This is a genomic window from Pseudomonas sp. NPDC047961 (assembly GCF_050272435.1).
Classification (GTDB): Bacteria; Pseudomonadota; Gammaproteobacteria; order Pseudomonadales; family Pseudomonadaceae; genus Stutzerimonas.
The window spans coordinates 46,704-65,497 of the sequence record NZ_JBNNMD010000006.1 but is presented as its reverse complement, the minus strand read 5'-3'; the positions used below and the strand labels follow the sequence as shown (position 1 = coordinate 65,497).

General features: G+C 61.0%; 15 protein-coding genes. 4 read left to right on the top strand and 11 right to left on the bottom strand.

Going from position 1 to position 18,794, the window contains the following annotated elements:
- Positions 1–12 precede the first annotated feature (12 nt).
- Positions 13–1,278: a zinc-dependent alcohol dehydrogenase gene (locus ACQKIK_RS18690; protein ID WP_499137067.1), complete on the bottom strand. Its 1,266-nt coding sequence runs from the start codon at positions 1,276–1,278 to the stop codon at positions 13–15.
- A 298-nt stretch (positions 1,279–1,576) separates the two neighbouring features.
- Positions 1,577–2,497, bottom strand: a complete 921-nt coding sequence (locus tag ACQKIK_RS18685; RefSeq protein ID WP_046161274.1) for a LysR family transcriptional regulator — start codon at positions 2,495–2,497, stop codon at positions 1,577–1,579.
- 104 nt (positions 2,498–2,601) lie between these two features.
- Here ACQKIK_RS18685 and ACQKIK_RS18680 point away from each other — a divergent pair, with 104 nt between their 5' ends.
- The gene (locus ACQKIK_RS18680; protein ID WP_499137066.1) at positions 2,602–3,429 is read left to right on the top strand and encodes a DODA-type extradiol aromatic ring-opening family dioxygenase; all 828 of its coding nucleotides are present in this window, start codon (positions 2,602–2,604) and stop codon (positions 3,427–3,429) included.
- A 33-nt stretch (positions 3,430–3,462) separates the two neighbouring features.
- On the top strand, positions 3,463–3,756 hold the full coding sequence (locus ACQKIK_RS18675) for a DUF2218 domain-containing protein (RefSeq protein WP_046161276.1): 294 nt from the start codon (positions 3,463–3,465) through the stop codon (positions 3,754–3,756).
- A gap of 3 nt (positions 3,757–3,759) precedes the next feature.
- Here ACQKIK_RS18675 and ACQKIK_RS18670 read toward each other — a convergent pair whose 3' ends face one another.
- The 7 genes from ACQKIK_RS18670 to glgA all read right to left on the bottom strand — a co-directional run bounded on the left by ACQKIK_RS18670 (position 3,760) and on the right by glgA (position 15,723).
- Positions 3,760–4,611: a M23 family metallopeptidase gene (locus ACQKIK_RS18670; protein ID WP_499137065.1), complete on the bottom strand. Its 852-nt coding sequence runs from the start codon at positions 4,609–4,611 to the stop codon at positions 3,760–3,762.
- Positions 4,612–4,845: 234 nt separating this feature from the next.
- On the bottom strand, positions 4,846–6,996 hold the full coding sequence (gene glgX / locus ACQKIK_RS18665; protein WP_499137064.1) for a glycogen debranching protein GlgX: 2,151 nt from the start codon (positions 6,994–6,996) through the stop codon (positions 4,846–4,848).
- A gap of 105 nt (positions 6,997–7,101) precedes the next feature.
- Positions 7,102–7,494, bottom strand: coding sequence for a DUF2934 domain-containing protein (locus tag ACQKIK_RS18660; RefSeq protein WP_045427381.1), 393 nt, complete (start codon positions 7,492–7,494; stop codon positions 7,102–7,104).
- Positions 7,491–10,304: a malto-oligosyltrehalose synthase gene (locus ACQKIK_RS18655; protein ID WP_499137063.1), complete on the bottom strand. Its 2,814-nt coding sequence runs from the start codon at positions 10,302–10,304 to the stop codon at positions 7,491–7,493. The genes ACQKIK_RS18660 and ACQKIK_RS18655 overlap by 4 nt, the downstream gene beginning before the upstream one ends.
- Positions 10,304–12,379, bottom strand: coding sequence for a 4-alpha-glucanotransferase (gene malQ, locus ACQKIK_RS18650; RefSeq protein ID WP_499137062.1), 2,076 nt, complete (start codon positions 12,377–12,379; stop codon positions 10,304–10,306). Before malQ ends, ACQKIK_RS18655 begins: the two co-directional genes overlap by 1 nt.
- Positions 12,379–14,160: a malto-oligosyltrehalose trehalohydrolase gene (gene treZ, locus ACQKIK_RS18645; RefSeq protein ID WP_499137061.1), complete on the bottom strand. Its 1,782-nt coding sequence runs from the start codon at positions 14,158–14,160 to the stop codon at positions 12,379–12,381. The genes malQ and treZ overlap by 1 nt, the downstream gene beginning before the upstream one ends.
- Positions 14,161–14,172: 12 nt before the next feature.
- Positions 14,173–15,723 (bottom strand): glycogen synthase GlgA, encoded by a 1,551-nt coding sequence (glgA, locus tag ACQKIK_RS18640; protein ID WP_499137060.1) that lies wholly within the window; start codon positions 15,721–15,723, stop codon positions 14,173–14,175.
- 298 nt (positions 15,724–16,021) lie between these two features.
- On the opposite strand from glgA, the gene ACQKIK_RS18635 reads away from it, so the two are divergent.
- Complete coding sequence (locus ACQKIK_RS18635; protein WP_045427370.1) at positions 16,022–16,522, top strand: CinA family protein; 501 nt, start codon at positions 16,022–16,024, stop codon at positions 16,520–16,522.
- 90 nt (positions 16,523–16,612) lie between these two features.
- On the opposite strand, the gene ACQKIK_RS18630 is transcribed toward ACQKIK_RS18635, so the two are convergent.
- Positions 16,613–17,677 (bottom strand): mechanosensitive ion channel family protein, encoded by a 1,065-nt coding sequence (locus ACQKIK_RS18630; protein WP_499137059.1) that lies wholly within the window; start codon positions 17,675–17,677, stop codon positions 16,613–16,615.
- Between the two features lie 240 nt (positions 17,678–17,917).
- Between ACQKIK_RS18630 and ACQKIK_RS18625 the strand changes: the two genes are divergently transcribed.
- Positions 17,918–18,448 carry a ferritin-like domain-containing protein gene (locus ACQKIK_RS18625; RefSeq protein WP_046161284.1) on the top strand — a complete coding sequence of 177 codons (531 nt, stop codon included), beginning with the start codon at positions 17,918–17,920 and terminating at the stop codon, positions 18,446–18,448.
- A gap of 44 nt (positions 18,449–18,492) precedes the next feature.
- Here ACQKIK_RS18625 and ACQKIK_RS18620 read toward each other — a convergent pair whose 3' ends face one another.
- Positions 18,493–18,774: a DUF1652 domain-containing protein gene (locus ACQKIK_RS18620; protein ID WP_499137058.1), complete on the bottom strand. Its 282-nt coding sequence runs from the start codon at positions 18,772–18,774 to the stop codon at positions 18,493–18,495.
- Positions 18,775–18,794: the final 20 nt, after the last annotated feature.

The window sequence follows — 18,794 nt, the reverse complement described above, 5'->3', positions numbered from 1 at the left end:
TGCTCCTGTGGCCTAACGGGGGTTCTGCATGCTGGTTGGATCGCTGGCCGGGAAGGTGTCGGCGATGGCCTCGTCGACCAGATTTTCTTCCGACCCGTTAACGCCCGAGCCCTCGCGTTGGGGCTTGAGCTCGACCTTGATCCAGCCACCTTCGCGACGATCAAACGCCTCGAATGCCGCTATGACGTCGGTCATCGGCTTGACCTGCGTAAGAATCTTGGTCGGGTCGATGCGCCGCGCCTGGATCATTTCGATGAGCCGCGGGATGTACTTGCGGTGGTGGCAGTTACCCATGTTCATGGTGATGTTCTTGTTCATCGCCATGCCGATGGGAAAGGTCGTCGCATCTGGCGGATAAACCCCAATGATCGACAACGTGCCGGCCTTCGCCAAACTCTGCACGCTCCATTCGAGCGCCTGCGACGGGGCATCGCCCGGTTGCCATTTGGCGTTCTGATCAAGGTTTGCGCCGTCAGCAGGTTTGCCACCGCAGCAACCGTGTTCCGCATCGACGCCTACGGCATCTATCACGCGGTCGACGCCAATCCCACCGGTCAAACGCTTGAGCGTTTCGATTGGGTCTTCGCGATTGAAATCGATGATCTCGGCGCCCTGACCTTGGGCCATGCGCAGACGGTCGTCGTACTGGTCGATGGCAAAGATGCGCCCGGCGCCCAGCAGTTTGGCGCTGGCGATGGCGAATTGACCCACCGGGCCGCAGCCGAATACCGCTACCGTGTCACCGGACTCGATCTCGGCCATCTCGGCGCCGAAATAGCCGGTCGGGAAGATGTCCGAGAGCAGAATTGCCTGATCATCACTGATTTCGGGAGGCAGCTTTACCAGGCCGATGTTGGCGAAGGGAATGCGCGCCTTTTCGGCTTGCAGTCCGTGGAACGGACCGGTTGCCGCCGGACCGCCGAAGAACGAGGTGCCTGCTTCCTTGCCGTTGGGATTGGCCACGTCGCACTGGGCGAAATAGCCCGCACGGCAGTACGAGCAATTGCCGCACGCGATGGTCGAGGGGATCACCACGCGGTCGCCGACCTGCAGATTGCGAACGTCTTCACCGAGCTCTTCTACGATGCCGACCGCTTCATGGCCAAGAATGGTGCCGGGCTTCATACCGCTGAACGTGCCGCGAACAAAGTGCAAATCCGTTCCGCAAATGGCGGAAGCGGTGATTCGGACAATGGCGTCGGTCGGGGCTTCGATCTTGGGGTCGGGTACGTCTTCGAGGCGTATGTCGCCGACACCGTGATACACAACAGCTTTCATGGGCGTCTCCATAAACGGTCCCAATCGTGCCTGGCCGTGCTTCGATTGGGCTGAACGAATGATCAGTGACATCCTGTAGCTCAGCCGAGCTGGTACAGCTGGGCTGAAAAATCCTCGGGGATGTGCCAGCCTTAGCCGGCAGCGCGATCCGTGGCACGTTGCGTACGCAATCGGCTCCCTTCATTCGGACTGACGGTGGCTTGCCCGGTTCATCTTTTTTTCGGCTGCACGGCACCCGGGGCCGCTCGGTATCGAGCGCCTGTTCAGGTTTGGGAGGCGGGTTACAGCTTTGGCGAGGTCAACGGAGCGGGCGATTCCATGGAAGGTCGTCGGCAAAGGCTTCGACCAGGTAGTCGATCATGGCCCTCACTTTGGCTGGCGGGCGGCGCTCTGGTGGATAGACGACATGGATCCCGCCAAGGCCCAGCGGTGGCTGATCGAGTTCAACGACTTCAAGCTGGCCACGGCCGAGGGCTGCGGCCACGATGAACTGCGGTTGGTAAATCAGCCCTTGGTCGCCGACGGCGGCAGCGACCAGCGCCGCGCCGTTGTTAGCCATTAAGTTGCCCTGAATCGGCACGCGGAATTCTCCTGCCGGACCAAATGCCCATTCCCGGCCACCCAGCAGGTTCGACAGGCTGTACCCCAGGCAATTATGTTGAGACAGGTCGCTTACCCGCCTTGGCACTCCATGCTGGGCCAGGTAACCGGGCGAGGCGCACACCAGCATCGGGCAATCCGCCAGGCGCCTGGCCTGTAGCGGGCTATCGGTGAGCCGACCAATCCGCACCGCCATGTCCCAACTGCCATCAATCAGGTCGACCTGACTGTCGGTGAGCCCCAGTTCGACTTTGACCGCAGGATGTCGCTGACTGAACGCAGGCATCAATGGCGCGATGAAGCGGGTGCCGAATGACAGTGGTACGTTCATGCGCAGCAGGCCTGAAGCCTCGACCCGCTGTGAGGCTACGCTGGCCTCGGCTTCGTCGATTTCCGGCAGGATGCGCAGGCACGCCTCAAGGTAACTGCTTCCTGCTGCGGTCAGGCTTAGCCTTCGGGTGCTGCGGTGGAATAGCTTCACCCCCAGGCGTGCTTCCAACGCATCAACGTGCTTGGTTGCCATGGCCGGCGACAGTCCCAGATGGCGTGCTGCGGCGGAGAGGCTGCCAGCATTGGCCGCACGCGCAAACACCCGCATGCCGGTGATTCGGTCGAGCATTGCAGCTCCTACTCTCAGTTGAAACTGTTGACGTGGATTCCCTTGTTCAGCTCAAAACGAGTGTAATCCATACTGTGCGTCCGCCCGCTCAGGATCACGATGCCATGAACGAACACGCCAACAGGACGCCACCGGCTCGGATGCCAACGCTTTTCGTGCCGCACGGCGCCGGTCCGTGCTTCTTCATGGAGTGGAACCCGATCGATGCCTGGGACGCGATGGCTGCCTTCCTGAGGTCTGTCGCCGCAACGTTGCCGCGGCGCCCTCGCGCGATCGTGCTGATCTCCGGGCATTGGATGGAGCCCAGGGCCATGGTTACCGCACACGCACGGCCTGAACTCATCTACGACTACAACGGCTTTCCAGCGCACACCTACGCATTAGACTACCCGGCGCCAGGCGATCCGCCGCTGGCTGCACGTCTGGTCGAGTTGCTCGGCCAAGCTGGCATTCCGGCGGGCGAAGATGGTCTGCGCGGCTTCGACCACGGCACCTTCATTCCGCTGAAACTGATGTTTGCAGAGGCAGACGTGCCGGTGGTGCAGTTGTCGCTGCAGCGCGATCTAGATGCTGCAGCCCATCTCGCCATCGGTCGCGCCATCGCTCCGTTGCGCGACGACGGCGTGCTAATCGTCGGCAGCGGTATGAGCTTCCATAACATGCGTGGCTATGGCGATCCGCGTTTTGCGCCGATTTCGGACGCCTTCGATCAATGGTTGAGCGACGCCGTCAGCTCGCCGGCCGCGCGTCGCGAGGCGTTGCTCCAGCACTGGGAGCAGGCGCCTTCGGCGCGGCTCTGTCATCCGCCGGGCGGCGAAGAACATCTATTGCCGCTGATGGTGGCGGCCGGCGCTGCGGGCGATTGTGCCGGGCGCAAGATATTCACCGACCGCGTCATGCATACGACGCTGTCAGCCTATCGGTTTGGCTGATTCATCAGCCCATTTTAAGAAAGAGGATTCATCATGCTGAGCTCCACCGTACAAATCCAGACATCCGATCCGAGTCGCCTGATCCGCCGTCTCTGCAAACATTGGAGCCACAAGTTCGAGGTGGACTTCGATGATCATCAGGGGCATATCGTGTTAGGCGCCACCCAATGCTGGTTGACGGCCGGAGATAACAGCCTGACGGCAAAATTGCAGACGCAGGACGAGGAGCTGTTGGCGCGAATGGAAACCGTAGTGGCCGATCATCTAGAGCGCATGTCCGCCGGCGAGACCTTCAGTTTCGCCTGGCAGCGTGCTGACGCACCGTAGCGATCAATTGTTACTGGCGAAATTCGGCAGCGTGCTGACTGGCTGCGAGAAACGGAAGGGGATCGACAACATCGAGTCGCCATAGGCTTTCTGCACGACAAAATGCAGGTGCGGGCCCGTGCTACGCCCTGTATTGCCGGAGTGGCCAAGCAGGCTGCCGACCTTCACCTGTTGCCCTGACTTGACCTTAACCGAACCGCGCTTCAGATGGAGATACGCGCTATGCGTACCGTCGTCGTGCAGGATTCGCACGTAGTTGCCCGCCGGGTTGGGCATCCGCCCGTGCTGTCCATCGCGCGCTTTCAATACCGTTCCCGCGCGCGCCGCAACGATTGGTGTGCCTTCCGGCATGGCTATATCGACGGCGTAGCGGCCTTTGGGTGAGGTGTGGCTGTAGTCCCCGCCAGCGCCCTGGGAAATGGAGAACGGACCGCCTTTCCAAGGCAGGGCATAGGCATAACCGCCAACAGAACCCTTCTTGCCTGGCTCCGGTGAGTAGATCAACGAATAGCTGAACGACTGCTGGTACATCAGTGGATAGCCGGCTTGGCGTTTGCGAAGCGTGGCAACGCGCATGCGGGTCCGTGCGGGAACCGTCTTGCGAACCACGCCTTTGCCAACGCCTGTCACATTCACCATGTGCGTCAGGCGCAACACGACTTCGACGGGAACGTCCGTATCGTTGCGCACATCCATCGCTTTGCCCGACCCGACCCGGTTGACGAACAGCTTCACAGTGCCGGGCTTGGCGGCGGGGAGCGTCGCGTTGCTGATGGTCCCGCCGGCAAGCGAGGGCAGGGTGGCGAGCGAGCACAAGGTTAGAAGGACGAAAGAGATCAGCCGAGTAAGTTGCATAAAAAAGTGATCCGTCACGGAAGGGACACTCTGCCCGCGGCTGGCAGGAACAAATCCGTTGGGTTCATGAACACCGCGCTGTGGGTTGGGACTTGGGGCACATTGCGGGGTTCAATACCGCGCGTCGAGATCAAACGAACGGTTGAGTGTCGGCTCGATTGCCGCTCTACAGAGCCGACAAAGCCCCGAACGGGGCTTTGTCGGCTGCTGTCGTCAGGCCGATGCCTGAGTCGTTTACTCCTCTTCCTTGATCAACTCAAACAGCAACAGAGAACGGCCGGTGAGGGCGTAATCGTTATTGAAGTCGAAACGCTCAGATCGGGCGTTGGGGTTGTTGGTATCGATCAGGCGGTTCCAATAGATGCCTTGAGGCACTTCGGGAAGTGCGAAATTGACCACGTCATGATGTGAGTTGACGATAAGCAGTAGAGTGGCATCCGAGCCCGCCTTGCGGATACCGGTCGGCTGCGCCCGCCCATCGAGCAACATGCCCATGCATCGGTTGTTGCCGTCTTCCCAATGCTCGATAGTCATTTCCTCGCCGTGCGGTGCCAGCCAGGTGATGTCCTTAACGCCCAGCTCCTCGTTATAGGCGCCGACGAGGAAGCGACCGCGACGCAGCATCGGATAGCGTTGACGCAGCCGGATCAGCTTGCGCACGAAGGCCTGCAGCGTGCGGCCATCCTCGGAAATATCCCAGTTGACCCAGCCGATTTCGCTGTCCTGGCAGTAGGCGTTGTTGTTGCCGTTCTGGGTGCGCGCGAACTCGTCACCGGCGACGATCATCGGCGTGCCCTGGGAGAACAGCAGGGTGCCGAAGAAGTTGCGCATCTGGCGGAAGCGCAACTCGTTGATCTCCGGATCGTCAGTCGGACCTTCCGCGCCATGGTTCCAGGAGATGTTGTTGCTGCTGCCGTCACGGTTGTCTTCGTCATTGGCCTCGTTGTGCTTGTCGTTGTACGACACCAGGTCATTCAGGGTGAAGCCGTCATGCGCGGTGATGAAGTTCACCGAACTGAATGGGCGGCGGCCGCGCTGGTTGAACAGATCGCCTGATCCAGTCAAACGAGCGGCGAAGTCCGGCAACTGGTCACCATCACCTTTCCAGAAGGCACGAACGGTGTCGCGATACTGGTCATTCCATTCGGCCCAGCCCGGCGGGAAGCCGCCGACCTGATAGCCACCAGGGCCGCAATCCCATGGCTCTGCAATGAGTTTGGTCTTGGCCAGGACAGGGTCTTGGCGGCACGCTACGAGGAAGCCGTGGCGCTCGTCATAGCCGTCATGTTCCCGACCCAAGATGGTTGCCAAGTCGAAGCGGAAGCCGTCGACATGCATTTCCTCAGCCCAGTAGCGCAGTGAGTCGGTAACCATCTGCACCACGCATGGGTGGCTCATGTCCAGGGTGTTACCAGTGCCGGAATCGTTGATGTAGTAGCGCTTCTCGTCGGGCATCAGGCGGTAGTAGGAGGCGTTGTCGATGCCGCGCATGGACAGGGTGGGACCCATCTCGTTGCCCTCGGCGGTGTGGTTGTAGACCACGTCGAGAATGACCTCCAGATCAGCGTTATGCAGGTGCGCGACCATTTCCTTGAATTCGCTGATCTTCCCGCTTGCCAGGTACTTCGGATGAGGCGCGAAGAAGGCGATGCTGTTGTAGCCCCAGTAGTTGGTCATGCCCTTTTCGAGCAGGTGTTGGTCCTGGACAAATGCATGGATGGGCAGGAACTCCACCGAGGAGACGCCGAGCTTGCGGATGTAATCAATGACGTCCGGCGTCTTGAAACCGCCAAATGTCCCGCGCATGTCTTCGGGTACTGAAGGGTGCTGCATGGTGAAACCGCGCACGTGGGTTTCATAAATGATTGTGCGGTCCCAAGGGACTTGAACCGGTCGGTCATGACCCCAGGTGAACGCCGGGTCGATGACTTTCGACTTCGGTACGAAGGGCGCGCTGTCGCGCTCGTCGTAGCTCAGGTCAGCATCGGCGTGGCCGATGGTGTAGCCAAAGAGTGCCTCGGACCATTTCAGCCCACCGACCAGCTGCTTGGCATAGGGGTCGATCAGCAGTTTGTTCGGGTTAAATCGGTGGCCGGCATCCGGCTCGTAAGGCCCATGCACGCGGTAGCCATAGATCTGCCCCGGATGAGCATCAGGCAGGTAACCATGCCAGATCTCATCGGTGTATTCGGGCAGCTCGATTCGCTCGAGTTCGGTTTCACCATCGGTATCGAACAGACACAGCTCAACCCTTGTGGCATTCGCGGAAAAGATCGCGAAGTTAACCCCTAATCCGTCCCAGGTGGCGCCAAGCGGGAAGGGCTGTCCTTCGCGAATACGCGAAGGCACCAGAATTTGAGGCGCCGCAGGTTTGTTTCTACTCATGAAATCTCCGATGGCAACGCTAGGTAGGTGCTGTGCAAGGTGAAGATTCGTCACAGCCCGCCAACCCTCTTCGAGGGTTGGTTCGGATTCGTGGCGCGGTGTCGTTCAGCTTTCTTTCTTGGCTCGGGGCGCGCGAGTCTTCTTCACGCCTTCCGGTGTGCCTTCGGCAGCGTCGGTACCCGCCTTGGCTTTAGGGCGTGCAGCTCCCTTGGTTGGGGCGACCGCTGGCTTGGCTGGTTTGACGTCTTTCGGTTCTTTGATGTCCTTTGCAGGCTTGGCTGCTTTGGTCGCCTTGGCTGGTTTGTCAGCAGGCGTTGCATCCGTTGGTTTGGTGACTGCCTTGCGGGTTTTTGCTGGCTTGGTATCGGAAGTGTCGTTTTCCGCCTCGGCCAGCTTGCGTGCCATCGCCCAATGGCGTGCATCTTCACCGTGCGGACGGCCTTCTGATACCCAGATGTCATACGCCAGTTCGCGGATGCGCTGCTCTTGTTTAGTCATCGTTCTGATTCTCCTGTTGAACTGTTTGTTAGCTGTAAAAGCGCAAAAGGCAGGTGCTGCAAAATTTCAGTCACGCTCAACCCTTCTTGTTTGGGTGTGACTGCCATTCCGTCAAAAAGTCGCTCCATCGCATGACCGCTCAGCGCATCGGGCAATCGAACGTGGGTGTCGCCCCAGCGCGCGGCCGGAATACTGGGTGTCGTGCTGTCGCCGAGCAGGCCGCTGGCCAGACGCGCTGCTACCACTATCAACCAACTGCCATCGAGCTCACGGGCAAAGGCGATGAGGCTCTCGGCGTGCTCGCCCTCGACCTTCAACGGCAGGTAGCTGCCCGCGGTGAACAGCTGAGGTTGGGCCCGACGCAGCTTGAGCGTGCGCGCGATCAGCCATTGCTTGATGCGCCCGTCCTGCCAGTTCTCCATCAGTTCGGTCGGCAGGGCATCCGGTTGGAAGGTGGCGCGACGGCTATCGAAATCGACCGGGCGGCGGTTGTCGGGGTCGACCAGACTGAAATCCCAGTAGTCCGTACCTTGATAGAGGTCGGGCACGCCTGGAGTGGTCATTCGCAGGAGCGTTTGAGTAAGGCTGTTCAGCGCGCCGGCAGGTGCCAGCTCGTGGGCAGCCGCCGCGATGTCGTCCCGCAGCGTTTTGCACTCGTCGCCCAGAAGCAGCGCTCGGAGGTAATGCTGGCACGCACCTTCGTAGTCACTGTTCGGATCGGTCCAGGTGCTGCGCAACTTGGCCTCGCGTACGGCCTTTTCCTGCCACTGGATCATCCGCTCGCAGAAGGTCTCCATGGCCGGCTTGTCGTCGGTGTTCAGATCCAGCGGCCAGCAGCCGAGCAACACCTGAAACAGCAACATTTCATCGCCAGCAGAAGGCGCCGGTCCATCGGGCAATTCCTGACGCTGGCCATAGGCGAGCTGGCGCCAGTGGCGCACTTTGCTGGCGTACCATTCGGCACGCTCACTGATCACGGTCATCCGAGCACGGGTGTCTTCGCCGCGTTTGTGGTCGTGGGTGGCCGTCGTCAGCAGGTTTCGAGGGAAATGTTCGGCGCGCGCCAGGCACTCGGCATGAAAGGTGTCGACAGGCGCGCTGAAGGTCTGCGGATCGAAGCCAACGTCGTTGCGCGACAGCAGCGCGCCGGAGCGGTAGCAGGCGGTGTCTTCTACGGCTTTGGCGGCAGCCGGCGAGGTTAGCTGCTGGAACCGCGTGCAGGCATATCGGCGGATGCGCCGTGCAGGTCCCGGCGGCAACGAGCGAAGGTCTTCGCCGCCCAACCATCTATCAAGGTGATCGAGTAGCGGCCAATCGGCCTCGCCCAGTGTGGTGCGGGCTGCGGCCAACGCCTGTTGGAAGAACGGCTCGTCGGCCTCGCGCCGGCCACGCGCGGCGATGTAGGTGCGATACACGGGGAAGTGGACGATCAGCTCGAGCAACGCGCGGCGGATAGCGCCCAGGGTAATGTCGCGGGTCATCACGTCATGCCGCGCAACCTGTAGCAGTGCCTGGGCGACGGTTTCGAAGTCGCCAGCCAGCGGCCCGGTGAGCACCAGTTGCCGAGCCTGGCGGACCTCCTCCATGAAATCGGCGGGGCGGTCGGCAGTTTCGCTCCACAGCGAGCACAGCACGGATTTGCCAGCTGGATCGTGCTGCAGCAAGGACACCTGATTCATGAATTCATAGCCGGTGGTGCCATCGACACCCCAGTCATCATGCAGGCGCTCACCTTCAGCGAGAATCTTCTCGACGTAGATCGGCACATGATCCTGTTCCGCGCCTTCGGGACGCGCGGCATTGAGCCGATCGACACGGCGCCGCAGACGGCGGCAGTAACCGCGTGGATTGGCCAAGCCATCGATGTGGTCGATGCGCAGCCCGTCGACCAATCCTTCGCTGATCAGCTCGAAGATCTTCGCGTGGGTTTCCTCGAACACCACCGGCCGCTCGACACGCAGGCCACCCAGCTCGTTGATGTCGAAGAAGCGACGCCAGTTTATGTCGTCGCCTGCGGTGCGCCAGCTGGCCAGACGATAGTGCTGCCGCTCCAGCAACCCGTGAAGCCGTTTGAAGCCTTCTTCGGTGGTGGAGTCGTAGTGCCGCAGCGCACTTTCAAGTGTCTGCCGCGTGGCGCTGTCTTCCAGCAGTCGCGCCAGATCCGCGCGAAGCTGGCGGGCGGTTTGGTACGGCGCGGGCTCGGTCTTCAATGCGTCGAAATGCTGCCCTAGGGTGCGCAATTCCGGTTGGTCGGTCAGGCGCAGGATTTCGCCGTAGGTCGGTGGCGAAATAGGGAAGCGGTGCTCGTAGTGCTCGGCGTAGAAGGCGCCGTTATCGATGTCCAGCTTTAGGGGGATCTTGCCTTGCTGCAAGGCTTCGCCGTAGTCACTGCCGAGGAAAGGAACCAACAGTTGGCCTTCGAGCAGCGGATCAGGCGAGTTCCACTGAATGTCGAAGAACTGCGCATAGGGGCTACGGCGGCCCCATTCGAGCACATCGAGCCACCAGGGATTGCCCGAGCCACCCACCGCCATGTGGTTGGAGACGATATCGAGTATCAGGCCCATCCCCTTGGCCCGAAGGGCATCGACCAGGCGGCGTAGTGCCGGCTCGCCGCCCAGTTCGGGATTGATCCGGGTAGGGTCGATGACATCGTAGCCGTGCATCGAGCCAGGGCGGGCCGTCAACAGGGGCGACGCGTATAGATGACTGATGCCCAGGTCAGCGAAGTAATTGACCAGTGCAGTGGCATCGTCGAGGGTGAAGTCACGATGGAACTGCAGTCGCAACGTGGCGCTAAGGTCTCTCATCAATGTTTGCTTCCAATGGCCTGCTTGCGCGCATTGGAGAGAAGCTCCAGGCGGTGCGAACAGGCGGGGTCGTCAAGCAGGGTGGCGCTATCGCTGGGGTAGCGGCGCCGCCAATTGGGATGGGTGTCGACGATGCCGGGCATGTTCGGTTGTTCGAGCAGGCCCAGGGCGTCTTCGACCGGAAACAGCACCAACGGCGCTGGCGAGCGTCCGAGGCATACCGCGCAGGCGTCGGCCAGGACGTCGGGATCGGCGAGGTCGCCCTTGACGCTCGGCGCATACTCACGCAACAGCCGCAGCAGCCCGGCGCGCTCGCGCTCGCGTTCCTCCAGCTGCGCCGGGCGCTCGTCTTCACGGTGCTGGCCGACGCGGATGCGCCAGTCGATATCGTGGGCCTTCCACCAACCTTCGATGGTGGGCAGGTCATGCGTGGTAGACGTAGCGATTGCGCTGGCGGGCCATTCTTCGAGCGGTTTGAAAGTGCCCTTGTCATCGCGTTCGAAGAACAGCACACGCATGCCTAGCAGCTTGCGCGCCGCTAACTTTTCACGCAGCCCTTCGGGCACCGTGCCGAGGTCTTCACCGAGCACTACGGCGTTACGCCGCCAGGCTTCCAGCGTGAGCAGCCGCAGCAGGTCATCGAACGGGTAGTTGAGATAAGCGCCTTCGGTAGGTCCGGCGCCCGCTGGCATCACCCACAGGCGCATCAGGCCCATCACATGGTCAATGCGTATGCCACCGGCATGCGCCAAATTAGCCCTTACCATTTCGATGAACGCGCGGTAACCATGGGCCTTCAAGCCCCATGGGGAGAACGCTGAGATTCCCCAGCTCTGCCCCTGGCGATTGATGATGTCTGGCGGTGCACCCACGCTGAGCGCTGCTAGCACTTCATCCTGGCGGCTCCAGGCCTGACTGCCGCCACCGTCGGCTCCGACGGCCAGATCGCTGATCAGGCCGATCTTCATTCCGGCACTGCGTGCGGCAATCTGGGCCCGCTCAAGTCCACGGGCGATCAACCATTGGCAGAACGCGTAATAGCTCACCTCGGCGGTGTTTTCCTGCGCGAACTGTTCGACGGCAGGGCTCTGGGGCGTGCGGTATTCCTCAGGCCAGTCACGCCAGTGTTGCGGATAGCCTTCGGGACTGAGGAGGGCGGCGTGTAGCGCCTCGAAGCGGCATTGGTTTTCCAGCGCTTCACCACCCGCCTCGCGGAAGCTGTCGAAGTCTGCCTGCTGAGCGTTGCCGCCTGTGGAGAAATCCTCGTACAGCGTGCGCAGCAGGCACTGCCGGGCTTGAGAGGCGGCGTCCCAATCGATCAGTTCGAGCGACTCGAGGCGTTCCAACTCGTCGGCAAGTCCGCAGGACTCGATTGCCATGCGCAGCGGCTTTTCACCCAGCACGCTGCCAGGTGCGCTGTGCAGAATGTTGTAGAACAGCCGGCTCGACGGTGAGTACGGGCTGTATTGCTGGCTGTTGCCTGTGAACATCGCATGCACAGGGCTGATGCCCAAAGCGTCGGCTCCGTGTGCCGCCGCGTTGCGCGCAACCGCTTCGAGCGCCTGGGTATCGCCGAGCCCGCCGTCACCCGGACGCCGCAGCCCGTAAAGCTGCACCGTGACCCCCCAGGCAGCCGGGCCAGCCACGTCCTCGACGCTTGGGCAGGCGACTGGCGCAACGGCGAGTGTCAGCTGCTGGTCGGCGATGTTCAGCTGGTGATAGCCGGGCACATCAATGGCGGCAAGGCGTGACTGGGCGTCCAGGGTGCCGTTCTGCTGGCTACCGTCTTCTAGCGTCAGGCTGTACCGGGACGATGGTTCAAAGTACTGACTGAGGTCCAGCGGTGCATTCTGATCGAATGTCAGCAGCGGTGGCACGCTGGCAGCGCCTGCGCCGGTGTCGAGCTTTTCCAGGCTGCGTTCGATCTGATCATCGCTTTCGGCTGGTAGCCCCAGCCCGTCAAGCACGGCACGCAAGACCTCCGGCTTGACCCGTTGATCCTTGCCATCTGCATCAACCCATTCGATGGACAGGCCAGCCGCCTCGGCCAGGCGGTTCAGTCGTTCATCGCTCATTAAGACACTCCTGCAGAATCAAGCAAATACATCCTGGCGGTGTGCGCAGGTATCGTGTCAGTGCCGCCTGAATCGCCTTCACGGCTGCTGTGCAGTAAGCGCGTATTCGCAGCGGGCGGCGTAACGGCAAGGTCCTTGCCGCTCAAATTGAGCTCCAGGCGCAATTCGCTGCCGTCGCCCAGTTGCCAACGCGCCAACGCAGCGGCTTCGCCCAAGGCTTCAGCGCCGAGGAAGCGCGAGCCTTCCAGGCGCGGCACGATTTCGGCGTGGCGAAGCTGGAGCAGCTGGCGATACAGGCGCAGCCATTCGGCGTGTTCAGGCTCGTCGCGCTTGCTGAAATCAGGTTTGGATGCCTCGTACGTCTCCAACGCGTTTGGATCGGGAATGCGCTCGCGGGTGTGCTCGTCGGCGAATTCGGCAAATTCCGCAAACTCGCCACGGCGCCCCTCGCGTACGGCATCGGCTAGCTCGCCGTGGTGGCTAGTAAAGAACAGGAAGGGCTCGCGTGCGCCCCATTCCTCGCCCATGAATAGCAGCGGCACCATGGGGGAGAGCAGCAGCACGGTAGTCGCCGCCTTCAATGCATCCGCTGGCGCCAGGTTGATCAGGCGGTCGCCGAATGCCCGGTTACCCGTCTGGTCGTGGTTCTGCAGAAACAGGACGAACGAAGTGGGGGGCAGGTGGCCGCTCGGTTCGCCACGCGACTCGCCTCGGCGATTCTCATGGCCCTGGTAGATGAATCCTTCGCCCAGGAAGCGCACCAGCTTATTGGTCGAGTCCTTGTGGTAGTCGCCGTAATAGCCCTGGCTCTCGTCGGTGAGCAAGGTATGCAGGATGTTATGGCCGTCGTCGTTCCACTGGGCCGTAAAATCATCCGCGAGCAGGCTGGCAAGGTTGTGTTCGTTCTCAAGTACCAGATGCACATGGCGACCAGGCTCCACTTCCGCACGCACGCGTTCAGCCAGTTCGGGCAGGAAGGTCCGGTCGGGAATGGCGTGGACAGCGTCCATGCGCAGCCCGTCGAAGCGATAGTCCATCAACCACATCAGCGCGTTGTCGATGAAGAAATCGCGCACTTCGCGGCGGCGGAAATCGATCCCGTCCCCCCAAGGCGTCTGCTGGTCGTGGCGGAAGAAATGCTTGGCGTAACGGTGCAGATAATTGCCGTCCGGGCCGAAGTGGTTGTAGACCACGTCGATGAACACCATCAGGCCCAGGCCATGGGCGGTGTCGACCAGGTGCTTGAGCTCATCGGGTCTGCCGTAGGAGGCCTCCGGCGCGTAGAGCAGAACGCCGTCGTAGCCCCAGTTACGGTCACCCGGAAACTCGGCGAGCGGCATCAACTCAATAGCCGTGACGCCGAGATCAGCCAGCGCCTGAAGACGTTGTTCGATCTGCGCATAGCCGCCATAGCTGCCAACGTGTAGCTCGTAGAGCACGGTTTCGTGCCAGGGGCGGCCTTGCCAATCCGCGTTGCGCCACCGGTAGGCAGCAGGATCGACGACGACGCTTGGGTCATGCACATCAACCGATTGTGCCCGCGACGCAGGGTCCGGCACCTGGAGCTCATTGTCGATCAGGAAACTGTACTGTGTGCCGGCGCCGACATCGGCCTCGACGCTGTACCAGCCATCAGCGCCTTCCTGCATGGGCAGCGTATCGCCGCCAACTACCACCAGGCTGACGCTTTGCGCGTCTGGTGCCCAGAGCCTGAACCGGGTACGGGAATCATCCAGCAGCACCGGTCCGTGTTGCCCGTTGCGGGCGGGCCTATTCTGCATTGATCAACCTCATTAGATAGTGGCACTGACCTCGCGTCGTCCGCCCAACAGGCGTTGGTACAACCGGTCATAAGGTTCGATCGCGTGGCTCCAGAAAAATCCCCCGCTCATTGCACGGCAGCGCATGGCATTGAGCAATTGGGCGTTCTGATGCACCGCCAGGGCGCGTTCGACGGCGCCGCGATAGCTGTCGACGGTGGCTTCGCTGAACAGGAACCCGGTGACGCCGTCATCAATGCTGTCCGCCAGGCCGCCGGTGCGGTGGGCTATCGGCAATGACGCAAAGCGCTGGGCGTACATCTGGCTCAGGCCGCAAGGCTCATAGCGCGACGGCATGAGTAGGAAGTCACTGCCAGCGAACAGGCGTCGAGCATCGGTTTCGTTGAAGCCGATATGCGCGCCGACATGGCCGGGGAAACGTTCGACCAGGCGCCGCACTTCGTCTTCGATATGCGGATCACCACGGCCGAGAATGGCCAGCTGGCCACCGTTCTCGACGATGGTTTCGGCAACCGCGATGGTCAGGTCGATGCCTTTCTGGTGCACCAGGCGGGAAACCACCGAAAACAATGGACCGTTGCCTTCGACCAGGCCAAAGAGTTCACGTACGTGTGCCGCGTTTGCGTCTTTGCCGGACCAGTCATTCGGGCCGAAAGGGCTGACCAGATGAGAGCAGCTGCGCGGCTCCCAGCTTTCTTCGATGCCGTTGAGCAAGCCGGTGAGCAGGCCCTGGCGCGCCTTCATGCTGAGGAAACCTTCCATGCCGCAGCCGAATTCCGGCGTGGTGATCTCCTGCGCGTAGGTCGCGCTGACTGTGGTGACATGGTTCGCATAGGCGATACCGGCCTTGAGCAGCGACAGGGCACCGTAAAATTCCATGCGCTCAGGCCCGCAGCCTTCCAGCGGAATTGCCAACGACCGGCGCAGGCTCATGTCGATGTTGCCCTGGTACGCCAGGTTGTGAATGGTGAATACGCTTGGCGTGGTCAGACCACGCCAGTGCATGTAGGCGGGTGTGAGCCCAGTCGGCCAGTCGTGTGCATGGACCAGATCAGGCGTCCAGCGAATACCTGCCGTGCCATCGGCAATATCGGTTGCTGCCATGCACAGGCGGGCAAAGCGCACCGGATTATCCGGCCAATCCTGGCCATGCTCATCGCCATAAGGCAGGCCGTCGCGCTCGTAGAGTTCCGGGCAAACCACCACGTAGATGATCAGGCCATCCGGCATGTCTAGGCGGCCGATTCGGCTTGGTGGCAGATCAGCGTGGGAGATCACGCTGCCAACGATACGAATCGGCTCGCCGCACTGCATCACTTGTGTGTAGCCAGGAATGAGCACGCGCACGTCATGCCGATCACCGAGGGCCCGGGGCAGGGCTGCGGACACATCGGCCAGGCCGCCGGTCTTGACCAGGTCGGTCAATTCGGACGTCACAAAAAGAATTTTTTTCTTCTCGTCCTGGGTGCTGCGCAATTGCAGCAAGGGACGTTCAGCTGGCGGCGCCAGGCGTTGTGCAATGTTAAAGCGGACAGGGCGGGTGTCCACAGCAGCAATACTCATAATTTACCTCTCCCCAAGCGGCCAGCGTCTCTAGCAGGCCTGCTATAAGCACGTTTCTTCCACGCAGCACCACTCGGAGCGCTGCAAACCATGAGCACGGCAAAGCTGATTTTCTGTACTGGAGCCGCGCGAGGAGCGGCGTAGAGCTGCGCTGGCCCTACTTGAAACCAGACCCGAACGCTGTGAAATAGTTCTCGCATTTAGACGGAGTGCAGAGGGTTGGAACTTTGCCCGAGGGGATAGCCTCCGAAATCTGACTGACGCGAGCTTTTTCAAGCTGAAAGCCGGAGCCAATACCATGCAAAACCTTGCTGAAATCGTGCGGTTTCTTCGTGACAAACAGATGATGTTGACCACTGCGGAATCCTGCACGTGTGGCCTGATGGCCTCCCTGTTAGGCGACATCCCAGGTTGTGGCAAAGCGCTCGACAGCGGATTTGTCGTCTATTCGCCGAAGGCGAAAAACCGTCTGCTGCATGTCAGTTTCGAAACCATCGAAACCTTTGGCCTTACCAGCGAAGAGGTCGCCACCGAAATGGCCATCGGCGCGCTGAACGCCAGCGTCGCCGACATTGCCATTGCAAACACTGGCGTGGCCGACGACAACGAGGAGGACGCCGGTGGCACGCAGTGCTACGCCTACGCGCTGATGCAAGGGGAGCGCCAAGTGAGCATCAGCGAGACCGTTCAGTTCGAAGGCGATCGCGTGTCGATTCGTAAGCAGGCGGCTCGCTACGGGCTAGAGCAGTTGCCGAGCAAATACGAGCAGCTGCTGCGTAAACTGCGGGAGCACGAATGACTCGATCTCGACGGCCTTCACGCACCGACACACGACAATTCTTCGCGTAATGCCCTGTATTGCAGCACAGCCGGTGCATCGGCACCGCGGTCACACCGGCGGCTGACGCTCGGGCTCGACATGATCGGGAACTGGGTGTTCGATGCTTGGTTTTCGGCCCACGTTGAGGTCCGCTCGCAGCTGCGGAAGGCAGCCGGGATATTCGCGCTGGATGAATTTGATCAAGGCCTCTCGCAGGTGGCAGCGCAGGTCCCAATTGCGCGATGAGTCCGGTGAACTGACCAGCACCCGAACCTGTATCGACTTTTCACTGCTGTCGGTGACCTGCAGCACGATCACACGACCGTCCCACAGCTCCGGCACCTCCTGGCACAGCCGACGCAGTTCCTCACGCACGGGCTCCAACGGCAGCGAATAATCGACCCAAATAAATATCGAGCCGATGATGCTTGAATTACGCCGTGTCCAGTTCTGGAAGGGCTTTTCGATGAAGTATTGCAGCGGCACCACCAGCCGCCGGTCATCCCAGATCCGCACCACTACGTAGGTGCCGGTGATCTCCTCGATTCGCCCCCACTCGTTTTCAACGATCACCACGTCATCCAGACGAATTGGCTGGGTAATCGCAATCTGTATCCCTGCGATCAGGTTGGCTAGGACCGGGCGAGCGGCGAAGCCAACGGCCAGGCCCGCAAGACCCGCCGACGCGAGGAGGCTAGCGCCGAACTGGCGAGCGCCCGGAAAGGTCATGAGCATTCCCGCGGCGCCGATCAAGAGAATGAAGAAGCTCAGTGTCCGCAATAGCACCCGTGACTGGGTCTGGATCTGCCGTGCGCGCAGGTTGTCGCTGACGTCGACGGGGTTTCTCAACCGCACCGCGTGCTCAAGCCCGCGAACCAGCCGCATAGCCAGCCAGGTGAAGCAGGCGATCATGACCAGCGCGGTGAGGCGCCGGGCGAGGCTGATCAGCGCCAGTTCGTCGCTGGCCGCCGCCAGCACAGCTTGTAGCCCGAGTAGTGGTAGCAACACGCTGATGGGCTTTTCCAGCTGTTCTGACACGGCCTTGGTGAGCAGAAATCCACGGCCCAGCCGCAACATCACTGCCGTCAACACCCGGCTGAATACGCTGAGCAAGACCACGACGAAGGCGGACACCAGGATCGTGCGCAGCGCCGGTTCGGTGATGTAGTTCTCCCACTGGAGGAGGGGATCTAGAAATTCGATGAGGCCAGCTCCGTTTAATCCGTTGCATGAGGGACTGGTGGCCCTATGCAAAGTTCATGGCAGGTGCAGTCAGTCGGGTCTGCGGAACTCCACTGGCTTGCCGTCTCTCACACATAACAAGAGGGCGGCGATGACGCCCTGATGGCTATCCAAACCAGTGGGAGAGGACATATGCAAAGCGCACAGACGGGAAATGATGTTCGCATCGAACGACTGATCGAATGGCTGCGCGACGCGCATGCCATGGAAGCTCAGGCAGAGACCATGCTGAACAAGCAGGCCAGCCGCATCGAGCATTACCCACAGCTGAAGGCGCGGATCGAGCAACACATTACCGAAACGCAGAATCAGGCAAAGCTCATCGAAACCTGCTTGCACCGTTACGACAAGTCCTACTCCGGCTTAAAGGATCTGGGCGGCAAGATGACAGCGATGGGGCAGGCCATGGGCGGCATGATGGTCAACGACGAAATCGTTAAAGGTGCGCAGATGGGCTACGTCTTCGAGAATCTGGAGATCGCCTCTTATGAGATTCTGATTGCCGCGGCCAAAGCCGTAGGCGACACCGAAACAGCCGACATCTGCACGCGCATTCTGGCAGAGGAGGTGGCAATGGCAGACTGGATGCGCAGCCACTTGGCCGAACTGACGCAAGCCTACCTGACCCGAGCAGCCGAGCCGCATACCGAAGCGAAGCGCTGATTGCTTCGGCCACCCAGGTTGTCGATCTAGGCAATGCCGATTGGCTAGCCTCCGACAACCTTGGCGGAATCCGCAGCGACTGGCATGCCACTGCGCGTGGCATAGAGCTCGAAGCGTAGCTCTTGGGCCAGCCGTACAAGGTTCGCTGCATCCCGACACTGATCGTCGGTGATGCCAAATACGGTTAGCTCCTCACCGCCAGCGATGTCTTCATAGAGCCGAACGGTGAGATGGCTGTCTTCTTGGGCATGGCAGTCACAGCGGAAGGGGTGGAGATAACCGCGAAGGATGTTCTCTATGGTGAGCAGAGGTAGACGTGTAGCCATGATCCTTCCTCCCATCGATG